This is a genomic window from Streptomyces sp. NPDC085481 (assembly GCF_044541845.1).
In the GTDB taxonomy this organism is placed as follows: Bacteria; Actinomycetota; Actinomycetes; order Streptomycetales; family Streptomycetaceae; genus Streptomyces.
The window spans coordinates 42,575-55,635 of record NZ_JBITTJ010000006.1; the positions used below are offsets into that span (position 1 = coordinate 42,575).

10 protein-coding genes are annotated in these 13,061 nt (G+C 72.6%); 8 read left to right on the forward strand and 2 right to left on the reverse strand.

What is annotated here, in order from left to right; all coding sequences use genetic code 11:
- Window positions 1-97: 97 nt before the first annotated feature.
- The 4 genes from ACIGEZ_RS15020 to ACIGEZ_RS15035 all read left to right on the forward strand — a co-directional run bounded on the left by ACIGEZ_RS15020 (window position 98) and on the right by ACIGEZ_RS15035 (window position 5,475).
- Complete coding sequence (locus ACIGEZ_RS15020; RefSeq protein WP_399830705.1) at window positions 98-1,708, forward strand: ABC-F family ATP-binding cassette domain-containing protein; 1,611 nt, start codon at window positions 98-100, stop codon at window positions 1,706-1,708.
- Window positions 1,709-1,741: 33 nt separating this feature from the next.
- On the forward strand, window positions 1,742-2,401 hold the full coding sequence (locus ACIGEZ_RS15025) for a histidine phosphatase family protein (protein ID WP_399830708.1): 660 nt from the start codon (window positions 1,742-1,744) through the stop codon (window positions 2,399-2,401).
- 12 nt (window positions 2,402-2,413) lie between these two features.
- Entirely contained in the window at window positions 2,414-3,325 is a 912-nt protein-coding gene (locus ACIGEZ_RS15030) for an ADP-ribosylglycohydrolase family protein (protein ID WP_399830711.1), read from the forward strand.
- 212 nt (window positions 3,326-3,537) lie between these two features.
- A complete protein-coding gene (locus ACIGEZ_RS15035; RefSeq protein WP_399830714.1) occupies window positions 3,538-5,475 on the forward strand; it encodes a DUF4153 domain-containing protein in 1,938 nt (645 codons plus the stop codon).
- Between the two features lie 190 nt (window positions 5,476-5,665).
- Here ACIGEZ_RS15035 and ACIGEZ_RS15040 read toward each other — a convergent pair whose 3' ends face one another.
- Window positions 5,666-7,219, reverse strand: coding sequence for an MFS transporter (locus ACIGEZ_RS15040; RefSeq protein WP_399830717.1), 1,554 nt, complete (start codon window positions 7,217-7,219; stop codon window positions 5,666-5,668).
- A 134-nt stretch (window positions 7,220-7,353) separates the two neighbouring features.
- On the opposite strand from ACIGEZ_RS15040, the gene ACIGEZ_RS15045 reads away from it, so the two are divergent.
- The 3 genes from ACIGEZ_RS15045 to ACIGEZ_RS15055 all read left to right on the forward strand — a co-directional run bounded on the left by ACIGEZ_RS15045 (window position 7,354) and on the right by ACIGEZ_RS15055 (window position 9,619).
- Entirely contained in the window at window positions 7,354-7,971 is a 618-nt protein-coding gene (locus ACIGEZ_RS15045; protein ID WP_399830721.1) for a TetR/AcrR family transcriptional regulator, read from the forward strand.
- Between the two features lie 173 nt (window positions 7,972-8,144).
- Window positions 8,145-8,855 (forward strand): ribonuclease HII, encoded by a 711-nt coding sequence (locus ACIGEZ_RS15050; RefSeq protein WP_399830724.1) that lies wholly within the window; start codon window positions 8,145-8,147, stop codon window positions 8,853-8,855.
- Between the two features lie 131 nt (window positions 8,856-8,986).
- The gene (locus ACIGEZ_RS15055; RefSeq protein ID WP_399830726.1) at window positions 8,987-9,619 is read left to right on the forward strand and encodes a hypothetical protein; all 633 of its coding nucleotides are present in this window, start codon (window positions 8,987-8,989) and stop codon (window positions 9,617-9,619) included.
- A gap of 263 nt (window positions 9,620-9,882) precedes the next feature.
- Here ACIGEZ_RS15055 and ACIGEZ_RS15060 read toward each other — a convergent pair whose 3' ends face one another.
- Window positions 9,883-10,509, reverse strand: coding sequence for a hypothetical protein (locus tag ACIGEZ_RS15060; protein WP_399830729.1), 627 nt, complete (start codon window positions 10,507-10,509; stop codon window positions 9,883-9,885).
- Between the two features lie 361 nt (window positions 10,510-10,870).
- On the opposite strand from ACIGEZ_RS15060, the gene ACIGEZ_RS15065 reads away from it, so the two are divergent.
- The gene (locus tag ACIGEZ_RS15065; protein WP_399830731.1) at window positions 10,871-13,030 is read left to right on the forward strand and encodes a RecQ family ATP-dependent DNA helicase; all 2,160 of its coding nucleotides are present in this window, start codon (window positions 10,871-10,873) and stop codon (window positions 13,028-13,030) included.
- Window positions 13,031-13,061 lie beyond the last annotated feature (31 nt).

A 13,061-nucleotide genomic window follows, 5' to 3' on the forward strand; every position in this document is an offset into this window, starting at 1 on the left:
CTACTCCCGTTGCGTTAGTGGGGATGAGTGTGTCACACTCGACTTAACGCGACATCCGTTGCGTTTGCTGGTTCCCTACTGCCTCCGGAGGCGCCCCTTGCCCACGCAGATCTCTCTTCACGACGTGACCGTGACCCGCGGCGAAAGACTGCTGCTCGATCAGGTCTCGCTCACCGTGCGCCCCGGTGAGCGGATCGGGATCGTGGGGGAGAACGGTGCGGGCAAGTCCACCCTGCTGCGGATACTCGCGGGGCTCGACGCGCCGGACTCCGGAGACGTCGTCACCGTGACGGACGGCGACACCCGACTCCTCGCGCAGACACCCGAACTGCCTCCGCGGGCCACCGTCGCCGAAACGATAGACGCGGCGCTCGCCGAGCTGCGGGCCATGGAGCGGCGACTGCGCACCCTGGAGGCCGGCCTCGGCGCGGCCGGCGAGCGGGCGCTCGACGAGTACGGCGACCTGCTCACCGCCTTCGAGCTGCGCGGCGGGTACGAGGCGGACGCCAGGGTCGACAAGGCCCTGCACGGACTCGGTCTGGCCCACATCGGGCGGGACCGGCGACTCGGCAGCCTCTCAGGCGGCGAGCAGGCCCGGCTCGGCATCGCCTGCACGATCGCCGCGGCGCCCGAGGTGCTGCTGCTCGACGAGCCGACCAACCACCTCGACGCCCAGGCGCTCGACTGGCTCGAGGACGCCCTCCTCGCCCACCGCGGAACCGTGCTCGCCGTCTCCCACGACCGCGTCTTCCTGGAGCGGGTCGCCACCGCGATCCTGGAGCTCGACGCCGACCGCCGCACGGTCGTGCGGTACGGGGACGGATACGCGGGCTTCCGCGCCGAGCGGGCGGCCGCCCGGCGGCGCTGGGAGCAGGCGTACGCGGAGTGGTGCGCCGAGACCGCACGCCTGGAGGAGTACACCCGGACGACCGCGCTCACCGTCGCCGCCGGACGGGCCATCAAGGACAACAACAAGATGGCGTACGACCGCGCCGGCGGCCGGGTCCAGTCGTCGGTCTCCGGAAGGGTGCGCAACGCCCAGGAGCGGCTGCGCCGGCTCCACGAGGAGCCGGTGCCCGAGCCTCCGAAGCCCCTGGCCTTCACCGCCCGGCCGGTCGCCGGACGCGCCGAGGGTGAGCTGCTCGCCCTCAGCGGAGTGCGGGTCGCCGACCGGCTGGCCGTCGGGGAGCTGACCGTGGGCGCGGGCGAGCGGCTGCTGATCCACGGCGGCAACGGCGCCGGCAAGTCCACCCTGCTCCGCGTCATGGCCGGCCTCGTCGCACCGGACGCCGGCCGGGTGACCAGGCGCGGACGGACCGGCTTCCTGGCCCAGGAGATACCGGCGCACCGGCCGGCCGAGCGGGTGCTCGCCGCCTTCGGGCGCGGCCTCGCCCTCCCCGAGGACGAGCAGGCCGAACTGCTCCTCTCCTACGGGCTGTTCCGCCCGGACGATCTGCGGGTGCCGGTCGGGAGCCTGTCCGCGGGGCAGCGCCGCCGCCTGGCGCTGGCCCGGCTGCTGGCCCGGCCCGCCGACCTGCTGCTGCTCGACGAGCCGGCGAACCACCTGGCCCTCGGTCTCGTCGAGGAGCTGGAGGATGCACTGCGCGAGTGGCCGGGCGCGGTGGTCGTCGTCTCCCACGACCGGGAGCTGCGCCGCCGCTTCACCGGGCACATACGCCGGATGGACTCCGGACGCCTGCTCGACTGAGCCGACCGGCCCAGTCCGATCTAGGGTCGTCCCATGGCAAGACCGCGGCGCATCGTCCTCGTACGGCACGGAGAGTCCGAGGGCAATGCCGATGACACGGTGTACGAACGGGAGCCCGACCACGCGCTCAGGCTCACCGAGACCGGGTGGCGGCAGGCGGAGGAGACGGGGGAGCGGCTGCGGGAGCTCTTCGGGGAGGAGCAGGTCAGTGTCTACGTCTCGCCGTACCGGCGGACCCACGAGACCCTGCGCGCGTTCCGGCTCGCCCCGGATCAGGTGCGGATCAGGGAGGAGCCGCGGCTGCGGGAGCAGGACTGGGGCAACTGGCAGGACAGGGAGGACGTACGCCTGCAGAAGGCGTACAGGGACGCCTACGGGCACTTCTTCTACCGCTTCGCCCAGGGCGAGTCGGGGGCCGACGTGTACGACCGGGTCGGGGCGTTCCTGGAGAGCCTCTACCGGAGCTTCGAGGCCCCGGACCATCCGCCCAACGTCCTGCTCGTCACCCACGGGCTGACCATGCGGCTGTTCTGCATGCGCTGGTTCCACTGGTCGGTCGCCGACTTCGAGTCGCTGTCCAACCCGGGGAACGCGGAGACGAGGATGCTGCTGCTCGGGGAGGACGGGAAGTACCGGCTCGACCGGCCCTTCGAACGCTGGCGTACCCCGGAACCGTACGGTCCCACCGGATAGAGTGGCAGAGCGATGACCGCTGACTCCTCTCTCGACCGGCGCTTCGAACGCGCCCTGGCCAGCCTGCGTGGGCTGTCCGTGGGAGACGCCCTGGGCTCCCAGTTCTTCGTCCCCGCCAACTATCCCCTGCTCAAGCGGCACGAGCCGCCCACCGGTCCCTGGCAGTGGACCGACGACACGGAGATGGCCTGCTCGGTCCTCGCCGTGCTCGTCAGCCACGACCGGATCGACCAGGACGCGCTCGCCGCGTCGTTCGCCCACCACCACGACTTCGACCGGGGCTACGGTCCCGCCGTCAACCGGATGCTCCGGCTCATCCGCGAGGGCGGCGACTGGCGGGAGCTCGCGGCCGCCCTCTTCAAGGGGCAGGGATCGTGGGGCAACGGCGCCGCGATGCGGATCGCGCCGCTCGGCGCCTGGTACGCCGACGACCCCGAACAGGCGACCCACCAGGCCGAGATCTCCGCGTACACCACGCACCAGCACCGGGAGGCCGTGGTCGGGGCGATGGCCGTCGCCGCCGCTGCCTCGCTCGCCGCGGACCCGGCCGGTCCCCCCACGCCCGAGGCCCTGCTCGACGGCGTCGTCGCCCTCGTCCCGCGCAGCGCCGTCGGAGCCGGGTTGCGCCGGGCCCGCGACATGCTCGACTACGGCGACGCCGCGACGGTCGCGGCGGTACTGGGCAGCGGCCGGCGGACCAGCGCGCACGACACGGTGCCGTTCGCGCTCTGGTCGGCGGCCCGCGCACTCGGCGACTACGAGCGGATGTTCTGGACGACCGCGGAGGTAGGCGGCGACGTCGACACCACCTGCGCCATCGCGGGCGGAGTCGTCGCCTCCGCGCCGGCCGGCGCACCGCCTGCAGCATGGCTGGAGCAGACCGAGGAGCTGCCGGACTGGGTGCGGGCGGGGGCGCGCTCGTAGCCGAGCCGCCGACCCCGTGAGAACCGGGCATTCCGGCATGCGGAGTGTCACGGTCCTGATACAGGGGCTTCCGGGCGGGTCCACCGGGACGGACCGCGGTTAGAGTCGGCCACTGCGCAGCGCTGATCATGACAAGCGCGCGCTGACGAGACACCCGGAACCGCCGAACGCGGCCGCACGGCCGTGCGCGGACCGGGTCGGGAGGGGGTCCCGTGACCGACACACCATCCGCGCAGCCGCCGAAGGACAACGCCACACCGCCCGGGGGCGGCACGCCGTCCCCGGACGACTCGTCACCGAAGGGCGGCAAGCCGTCCCGGGCCGGCGAGGCACCTCGGGACAGCGCGGCGCAGAAGGCCGGCGTGCCGTCCCAGGGCAGCGCGGCACCGCAGGACGCCAGGCCGTCCTCTGACTGCCCGCCGCCGAAGGACGCCAGGCCGTCCGCCAACAGCGCGCCCTCCGGGCAGCAGCCCGCCGGGCCCACGCAGCCTGCCGCGCCCACGGCTCCCGCACTGGCCGTGGCGGGGGCCCCGGCAGGCGGACAGCCGGGGCCGTACGGGCGGCCGGGCGCGTACGGTCCCGGGGCCTACCCGCCGTACCAGACCTGGGCACCGCCCAGGAAGCCGAGCACCGCGAGCCCGCTGAGGCCGGCGGCGCCGGCGCGCGCGAGCGCCGCCACGCTCTGGGCGATCCTGGCCACGGCGCTGCTCGCCGCCCTCCTGCTCAGTGGCGGCGCAGGCGTGAACCTGCTCCTCGTGGCGGTCCCCGCGACCCTCGCCGGTGCCTTCGCCGCACGTGCCGCGGGCCGTCGGCTCCGCCCCTGGACCCTGGTCTGGGCCCTCGGCGGCGCGGCCCTGCTCGCCATACCGGCGCTGAGCGACGCGGGCTGGCCGACCTTCCTCGCGGTGGTCTGCGCCATCGGCGTCACCGGCTTCGCCCTGCACGGCGGCCGGGGCTGGCCGAGCATGCTGCTCGGGCCGGTCGGCCTGTTCGACTCCGTGGGCACCGGCATGCTGTGGGTCTGGCGGGCCGTACGCGAACGTGCGGACGGTTCGCGCGGCCGCTGGGGACCGATCCTGCGCACCGGCGGGATCGCCGTGGGCCTGCTGGTCGTCTTCGGTGCGCTGTTCGCCGGTGCGGACGCCGCCTTCGCCGATCTGCTGGGCTCTCTCATGCCCGATGTCTCGCTGGTTCAGGCGCCCTGGCGCACGCTGTGCTTCCTGCTCGGCCTGTTCGGTGCCATCGCCGTGGCCCGGACGGCGGCCGCCCCGCTGCGCTGGGACCGGCTGACCTTCCCGGCGGGCAAGCCCCGCAACCGGGTGGAGTGGGCGCTTCCGCTGATCGTCCTGAACCTCCTGTTCGCGGCCTTCATCGCGATTCAGCTCGCCGTACTGTTCGGCGGCTACGACAAGGTGCTCAGCGAGACCGGTCTGACCTACGCGGAGTACGCCCGCCAGGGCTTCTGGCAGCTGCTCATGGCCACGCTCCTCACCCTGGTCGTGATCGGCCTCGCCCTGCGCTGGGCGCCCCGCACGGGCGCCGGCGACCGGCGGCTCGTCCGCGCGGTCCTCGGCACCCTGTGCGTGCTGACGCTGGTCGTGGTCGCCTCAGCGCTGCGCCGGATGGACCTGTACGTGGACGCGTACGGGCTGACCCGGCTGCGGATATCCGTTGCCACCATGGAGATCTGGCTGGGCGTGGCGATCCTGCTGATCATGGCGGCCGGCATCTGGGGCGCCCGCCTGCTGCCCCGCGCGCTCGCCGCCAGCGCTGCGGGCTTCGTCCTGGTCTTCGGCCTGATCCAGCCGGACGCCGTGATCGCACAGCAGAACGTCGACCGCCACGAGCGGCTCGGCAAGATCGATGTCCACTACCTGGAAGGGCTCTCCGCCGACGCCGTCCCCGCCCTCGACCGGCTCCCCGAACCCCTGCGCTCCTGCGCGCTCCTCGACCTCGACGCCCGGCTCCGCGAGGACGACGGCGGCTGGTACGCCACCAGCAGGTCCGAGGCCCGCGCCCGCGACATCCTGGCCGCGCGCCCCGTCCACGGCACGGCGGCGCAGTGCGGCGGGCCCAGCCGTGAGGGGGAGTACGACCCGGATGCGGACCCGTACGGCGACCCGTACAGCGACCCCTACGGCGCGCCCTGATGTGCGAGCCGTACGGTGCGGGCTGACCTGTGACCCGTAGGGTGCGGGCTGCCCCGTGACCTGTACGGTGCGGGCTGACCTGTGACCCGTAGGGTGCGGGCTGACCCGTGACCCGTACGCATAAGGCAACGTGCCCTCCTCCCCGTACGGGAAGGAGGGCACGCGCATGAGGGGACCGGGGTGACGACGGTCAGGCCACGGGGCCGGCGGCCTCGGCCTTGCCGCTGAGTGCCTCCAGGTCGCTCTTGCGCACCCGGATCACGGCCACCGCGGTGACCAGCGCGATCAGCACCATGGCGACGGCGGCGGTGAACGACGTCGAGATGCCGGTGGTCAGTACGTCGTGGCCCCAGGGGGCCGGCAGCTCGTGCGTCTTGGCGAACTGCGCCTGCTGCTCGGGAGTGGAGTGGGCGAGGAAGTCCGGGAACAGCCGCTTCCCCTCGTCACGGCTGGCGGTGCCGAAGATCGTGACCAGGATCGAGAGACCCAGCGAACCACCCACCTGCTGGGTGGCGTTGAGCAGGCCGGAGGCGGCGCCGGCCTCGTGCTGCGCGACTCCGGAGACGGCGGTCAGCGTGAGGGTCACGAAGTTCAGGCCCATGCCGAAGCCGAAGGTGACCATCGGGCCGAGCACCCCGCTCAGATACGAGCTGTCCGGCGTGATGAAGGTCAGCCAGAACAGACCGACACCGGTGATCGCGGCACCGGACACCATGAACGGCTTCGGGCCGAGGACGGGCAGCAGCCGCTGGGCGAGCCCCGCGCCCACGCCGATGGCCAGCGTGACCGGTAGGAAGGCGAGACCCGAGCGGATCGGGCTGTAGCCGAGCACGTTCTGCACGAAGAGAACGATGAAGAAGAACATGCCGAACATGGCGGCCGCCAGGCTGAGCATGATCACGTACGTGCCCGAGCGGTTGCGGTCGGCGAACATCCGCAGCGGGGTGATGGGTTCCCGCGCCCGCGACTCCACGACCGCGAAGGCGGCGAGCAGGACGACGGCCGCGATGAACGCGCCGATGGTCAGCGCGTCCTTCCAGCCTTCCTCCGAAGCGCGGATGAACCCGTAGACGAGCGCGGTCATGCCGAGCGTGGAGGACATCGCGCCCGCGAGGTCGAAGCGGCCGGGGTGGCGCTCGGACTCGTTGATGAAGCGCGGTGCCAGGAAGGCGATGACGAGGCCGATGGGCACGTTCACGAAGAGCACCCAGCGCCAGTCGAGCCACTCGGTGAGCATGCCGCCGGCGAGCAGGCCGATCGCGCCACCGCCGGCCGAGACGGCGGCGAAGACGCCGAACGCCCGGTTCCGCTCGGGGCCTTCGGGGAAGGTCGTGGTGATCAGCGCGAGGGACGTGGGCGAGGCGATCGCGCCGCCGACACCCTGGAGCGCACGTGCGGCCAGCAACTGCCACGGCTCCTGTGCGAACCCGCCGAGGAGGGAGGCGAGGGTGAAGACCAGGATGCCGGTCAGGAAGACCCGGCGGCGCCCGAGGATGTCGCCCGCCCGCCCGCCGAGCAGCAGCAGACCGCCGAAGGTCAGGGTGTAGGCGCTGAGCACCCACGACAGGTCGGTGGTGGAGAAGGAGAGCGCGTCCTGGATGTGCGGAAGCGCGATGTTCACGATCGTGGCGTCAAGAACGACCATCAACTGGCAGGCGGCGATGACGGTCAGGGCGATTCCCGGCCGATTCGGGTACTTGGCGGCGCCTGGATCGGTCCGGGTGTCCACCGGCGTTGTTGTCACTGTGCATCCCCCACGGAAGAATTCAGTGAACGCACCCGTTCACTGTCCTCCACGGTAGTGAGTCCCCCTCAAGGAACGCAACCGTTCACTGAGCACTGCCGGACAGTCAGAGTCGCCCCAACAGAGAGGTCCTGATGGTTACTTCGCACTCCGCGGCCGCCGCTCGGTCGCAGAGGGCGGCGTCACGGCGCCGCGGTCCGGTGCTCGAACACGCCATTCTGGAGGCGACGCTGGAGCAGCTCAGCACCGTCGGCTGGAGCGGCCTGACCATGGAGGGCGTTGCGGTCGGCGCGCAGACCGGCAAGGCCGCGGTCTACCGGCGCTGGCCCTCCAAGGAGGACCTGGTCGTGGAAGCGCTCCGGTCGGCCCTGCCCACCATGGACGAGGTGCCCGACCACGGCAGCGTGCGCGAGGACCTCTACCAGCTGTGCCGGAGGGTGCGGGAGGCGATGTACTCGAAGCCGGGCTTCGCTCTTCGCTCCGTCATTCACGAATGCGACAGTGAGACCTCCGAGCGCTTTCAGGGGCTGATCCTCAGCGGGGTGATCGAGCCCTCGCAGCGGCTGCTGTGCGAGGTGGTCAAGCGTGGCGTCGAGCGGGGTGATGTGCGCGCGGACGCGCCCGGCGAGCTGGTTTTCGACGTCATTCCGGCCATGATGATGTACCGCTCGAAGGTGTGCGGCAGTGAATGGACCGACGGTGAGATCGCCGAGATGGTCGACCTGGTCATGGTGCCGCTGCTACGGCCCTGAGGCGGCGTTCGGCGGCCCCTGGCGGGTGCGGGGCGAGCGGGTCGGCGGGCCGGCCGGCGACGGTGTGCGGGCGGGTTTCGGCCTGCTTGGCCGGCGGGTTTCGGCCGGGTATGGATCATCACGTGGAATCCGGGTACCGAGGGAGGTATCCATCGGCGTAACCTGTCAGCGCCATGCCGTACGAACCACCCACCCACACTGTCGAGCGATCGATCCGAGCCACCACCGGCGCCAAGATCGTTGCCGGGGTCGACGAAGTCGGACGCGGGGCATGGGCCGGTCCCGTCACGGTGTGTGCCGCCGTCACGGGTCTGCGCCGGGCCCCCGACGGACTCACCGACTCCAAGCTGATCACGCCCAAACGCCGCACCGCGCTCGCCGCGGAGCTCCAGGGATGGGTCACGGCGTACGCGCTCGGCGACGCGTCGCCCACGGAGATCGACGAGCTCGGCATGACCGCCGCGCTCCGGCTCGCCGCCGTCCGCGCCCTGGAGGGCCTGCCGGTCCGCCCGGACGCGGTGATCCTCGACGGCAAGCACGACTACCTCGGCAGCCCCTGGCAGGTCCGTACGGTGATCAAGGGCGACCAGTCCTGCATCGCCGTCGCCGCCGCCTCCGTCATAGCCAAGGTCCGGCGCGACGCGCTCATGGCCGAGCTCGAGGCCGAGGCGGAGCAGTACGCCGCGTACGCCTTCGGAGCCAACGCGGGCTACCCCTCGCCTGTCCACAAGGCCGCCCTCGAAGAGCTGGGGCCCACGCCGTACCACCGGCTCTCCTGGGCGTACCTCGACGCGATGCCGCGGTGGCGGCACCTCAAGAAGGTCCGCCTCTCCGCCGAGGCGGCCGCACTGGAAAGCGGGGGCCAACTCGGCTTCGACTTCTGACTTCCGGCTTCTGGATTCTCCGGCGGGGCCCGTTCGCGGAACTCTCCGGCAGAGCCGTTTCAGCGGCCGGGGCGCGCCTGTGCGCCCACCCGCCGGAGCTTCGCGCGCCGGCGTTTGATAGACATCCACCCATGCCTCTCATCCCCGAGGAGCCTCAGATTCACGAGAGTGCCCAGGGTCCCCGCGCGACTGCGGCCGCCGGCCGCCCCGTGCCGACCCCCCGACCCGTACCCGGCCCGCGCACCGCGGCCTCCCCGCGACCCGGACGTCCGGTCCCCGGTCCGGCCAGGCCCGCCCCGCCGGCGCCGGGCCCGCAGCCCGCTGCGGGACCGACCCCTCCGGCCCGTCCGGAGAATCGTTCCGACCAGCGGTCCGGAACCCGGATCCAGCTGATCCCCGCTTCCGCCGACGGCGCTCTCGACGCCGCCGACGAGGCCGTGGACCTGCTCCTTGAGTCCGGCCGCGCCCCCGGCGACGTGCTGGTGCTCACCACCGGCGAGCAGCACCCGTGGACGGCGCACGAGCTGTCCTTCGGCGAAGCCGCCTACTGGGCGCAGCAGGACGCTCGCGAGGACGTGTTCTTCGCGGACGCCGCCGCAGTGGAGCGGGCCGCGGCACGACCCGTGGTGGTCGTCGCGGTCAACGGCGGCTCCGACGAGTCCGTCGCGCGCCACCTGCCGCAGGCGCTGGCGCGGGCGACCGCGCTGCTGGTCGTCTGCGGTGACCCGGAGCGCGTCAACGCCGTGCTCGGCGCCGGCGTCTGAGTCACGCCACGTCCGGGACCCGGCCGCCCAAGTGGGCGGTCGGGCCGGCCGTCGTTCGGTCGTAGCGTGCTGTGTGCCGGCGCACGGCGGCGTGCGGAAGCGGGCTGCGTGGCGTACGGCCTGGTCGGTACGGACGTACAGCCTGGTTAGTGAGGACATACGGCCAGGCCTGGTTAGTGAGGACATACGGCCAGGTCAGTACGGACGTACAGCACTGGTCAGTGCGCACCTAACGGCCCGGTCGGCCCGCACGTGCGGACAGGTCAGCGTGCGGCGGCCCGGCGCATCGGTTCGGGTGCGCCGCTCGCGATCCGCGGCACGAGCCGTTCGAACTCGGACTCCTCGCCCAGCGGCGTAGGAGGCGAGTCGGTGCTCGGCCTCCGGCCGCCGCGGCCTTCCCCGAGCACCTGCCAGCCCCCGCGGGTCAGCGTGATGTACGCGCCGCAGCGCAGCCCGTGGAGCGTGCAGGCGTCCCGCAACCCCCACATCCAGGCCCCGTCCTCCTCCGTCCACCGCTCGTCGCCCTCGCGGCAGTAGAGCAGCACGGCCGTCCGTACCGGAGTGCGCCGTCGCAGGTCGTGCGGGATGACCCGGCGCAGCGCCGCCAGGAGCGCGTTGCGGAGCTCCCAGCCGTCCGCGGGCGCGGCGCGGCGGGTGAACGAGGCGCTGGCCGCGAGCCGTTCCTCGTGGTCGAGGATGGCGAGCACCGCGGTCGAGGGCGTGGGCAGATGCCGGGAGTGCAGTCCGCTGACCATTTCGCGGGGATTGGTCAGCAGCGGGATCCCGGCCGCGGCCCACTCCGCCGGTTCGAGCATCCGAGCGAGGCGGCTGGCCGACCCGGACGACGAACTGAGCGAGGCGCCTGAGGACGGAGCGAATCCGAGGGTCATGATCCTCCCTTCGGATGCGCGCCCGCTCCGCGGGCAGGGTCGGGTGGTGAGGGCGCACCACGGCACGGTCCAACCGGACCGCGTACGGGCCGTGCGGGGCGGATTCCCAATTCTTCCTGGCCCGTGCGCGGGCGGCAACGAGCAATTGGGACAGCTGACTGGAATGAGCCGGTATGACTCTCATATCCCTGCCCAGTTACCCAAAGTTCACGCCCCGTTTGACCGCTGGATGGCGAGGACTGTCGTAAACACTCCCACCGCTCCCGCCCGCCGCGCCAGCCCCGCACCGCCACTGCCGCGAGATCACGGTCACGCTGGGTGAATTCGCCGCCGGCCCTGGTCTTCGGGTTGCATGGGGGGCATGGACAACCTGGAGCTCCGCACCGAAGCCGACGCCATCCTCGCCGAGCTGGTCGGCGCCCCAGGAGGCTCGGCCCGGCTCCGGGAGGACCAGTGGCAGGCGGTGTCGGCCCTGGTGGAGGAGCGCCGGCGGGCCCTGGTGGTGCAGCGCACCGGCTGGGGCAAGTCGGCGGTGTACTTCGTCGCCACCGCCCTGCTGCGCCGGCGCGGATCCGGCCCAACGGTGATCGTCTCGCCACTGCTGGCTCTCATGCGGAACCAGGTCGAGGCGGCGGAGCGGGCCGGTATCCGGGCGCGCACCATCAACTCGGCCAATCCGGAGGAGTGGGACACGATCTACGGGGAGGTCGAGCGCGGCGAGACCGACGTTCTCCTCGTCAGTCCGGAACGCCTGAACTCAGTGGACTTCCGTGAGCAGGTGCTCCCCAAGCTCGCGGCCACGACCGGTCTGCTCGTCGTCGACGAGGCGCACTGCATCTCCGACTGGGGCCACGACTTCCGCCCCGACTACCGGCGGCTGCGGGCCATGCTCGGCGACCTCGCTCCCGGGGTGCCGGTGCTTGCCACGACGGCGACGGCCAACGCGCGGGTGACGGCGGACGTGGCCGAGCAGCTCGGTACCGGAGCCGGCGAGGCCCTGGTCCTGCGCGGCTCGCTGGAGCGGGAGAGCCTGCGGCTCGGAGTCGTCCGGCTGCCGGACGCTGCGCACTGGCTGGCCTGGCTCGCCGAGCACCTGGACGAGCTGCCCGGCTCCGGGATCATCTACACCCTCACGGTCGCCGCGGCGGAGGAGGCCACCGCCTTCCTGCGCCAGCGCGGCTTCAAGGTCGACTCCTACACGGGCCGCACGGAGAACGCGGACCGGCTGCAGGCCGAGGCCGACCTCCAGCAGAACCGGGTCAAGGCACTGGTCGCCACCTCGGCCCTCGGCATGGGCTTCGACAAGCCCGACCTGGGCTTCGTGATCCACCTCGGGTCGCCGTCCTCGCCGATCGCCTACTACCAGCAGGTCGGCCGCGCCGGGCGGGGGGTGGAACACGCCGAGGTGCTGATGCTGCCGGGCAAGGAGGACGAGGCGATCTGGCGCTACTTCGCCGACACCGCCTTCCCGCCCGAGGCCCAGGTCCGCCAGACCCTGACGGCCCTCGCCGGCGCGGGACGGCCGCTGTCCGTGCCCGCTCTGGAGGCGGCGGTGGATCTGCGGCGGACCCGGCTGGAGACGATGCTCAAGGTCCTCGACGTGGACGGGGCGGTGAAGCGCGTGAAGGGCGGCTGGGAGAGCACCGGGCAGCCCTGGACGTACGACGCGGAGCGGTACGCGTGGGTGGCGCGGCAGCGGGCGGCCGAGCAGCAGGCCATGCGCGATTACGTGAGCTCCGCCCAGTGCCGGATGGAGTTCCTGCGGCAGCAGCTGGACGACGAGGGAGCGGTCCCGTGCGGCCGGTGCGACAACTGCGCCGGCGCCTGGATCGACTCCTCCGTTTCGACGGAGGCGCTGACCGGGGCGACGAAGGAACTCGACCGCCCGGGGGTGGAGGTCGAGCCGCGCCGGATGTGGCCGACCGGCATGCCCGCTCTGGGCATCGAGCTCAAGGGCCGTATCCCCGCCGGGGAGCAGTGCTCCACCGGGCGGGCCCTGGGACGGCTCTCGGACATCGGCTGGGGCAACCGGCTGCGCCCTCTGCTGGCCGAGAACGCGCCCGACGGTCCGGTCCCCGACGACGTTCTGAAGGCCGCGGTGGCCGTCCTCGCCGACTGGGCGCGCTCTGCGGGCGGTTGGGCGCCGAACGTCCCCGACGCCTCCGCCCGGCCTGTGGGAGTCGTCGCCGTGCCCTCCCTGTCCCGCCCGCACCTGGTCGGCTCCCTCGCCCAGGGCATCGCGTCGATCGGCCGCCTCCCTTACCTGGGCAGCCTGACGTACACCGGACCCGACGGAGCGCACGCGGCACGCCGCAGCAACTCCGCCCAGCGCCTCCGGGCGCTCTCCGGCGCCTTCACCGTCTCCGATGACCTGGCTGCCGCACTCGCCGATTCCCGGGGCCCCGTGCTGCTCGTCGACGACTACACCGACTCCGGCTGGACCCTCGCCGTCGCCGCTCGTCTGCTCCGCCGGGCCGGCAGTGCGCAGGTGCTTCCGCTGGTCCTCGCCGCGGCCGGCTGAGCCGGCCGGCATCTCGCTGTCCCGAATCTCG

Excerpts from the sequence above, each read along its gene's own strand:
- ACIGEZ_RS15025 (WP_399830708.1), top strand. The coding sequence starts at position 1,742 with ATGGCAAGACCGCGGCGCATCGTCCTCGTACGGCACGGAGAGTCCGAG.
- ACIGEZ_RS15030 (WP_399830711.1), top strand. The coding sequence starts at position 2,414 with ATGACCGCTGACTCCTCTCTCGACCGGCGCTTCGAACGCGCCCTGGCC.
- ACIGEZ_RS15045 (WP_399830721.1), top strand. The coding sequence starts at position 7,354 with ATGGTTACTTCGCACTCCGCGGCCGCCGCTCGGTCGCAGAGGGCGGCG.
- ACIGEZ_RS15050 (WP_399830724.1), top strand. The coding sequence starts at position 8,145 with ATGCCGTACGAACCACCCACCCACACTGTCGAGCGATCGATCCGAGCC.
- ACIGEZ_RS15055 (WP_399830726.1), top strand. The coding sequence starts at position 8,987 with ATGCCTCTCATCCCCGAGGAGCCTCAGATTCACGAGAGTGCCCAGGGT.
- ACIGEZ_RS15060 (WP_399830729.1), bottom strand. The coding sequence starts at position 10,509 with ATGACCCTCGGATTCGCTCCGTCCTCAGGCGCCTCGCTCAGTTCGTCG.
- ACIGEZ_RS15065 (WP_399830731.1), top strand. The coding sequence starts at position 10,871 with ATGGACAACCTGGAGCTCCGCACCGAAGCCGACGCCATCCTCGCCGAG.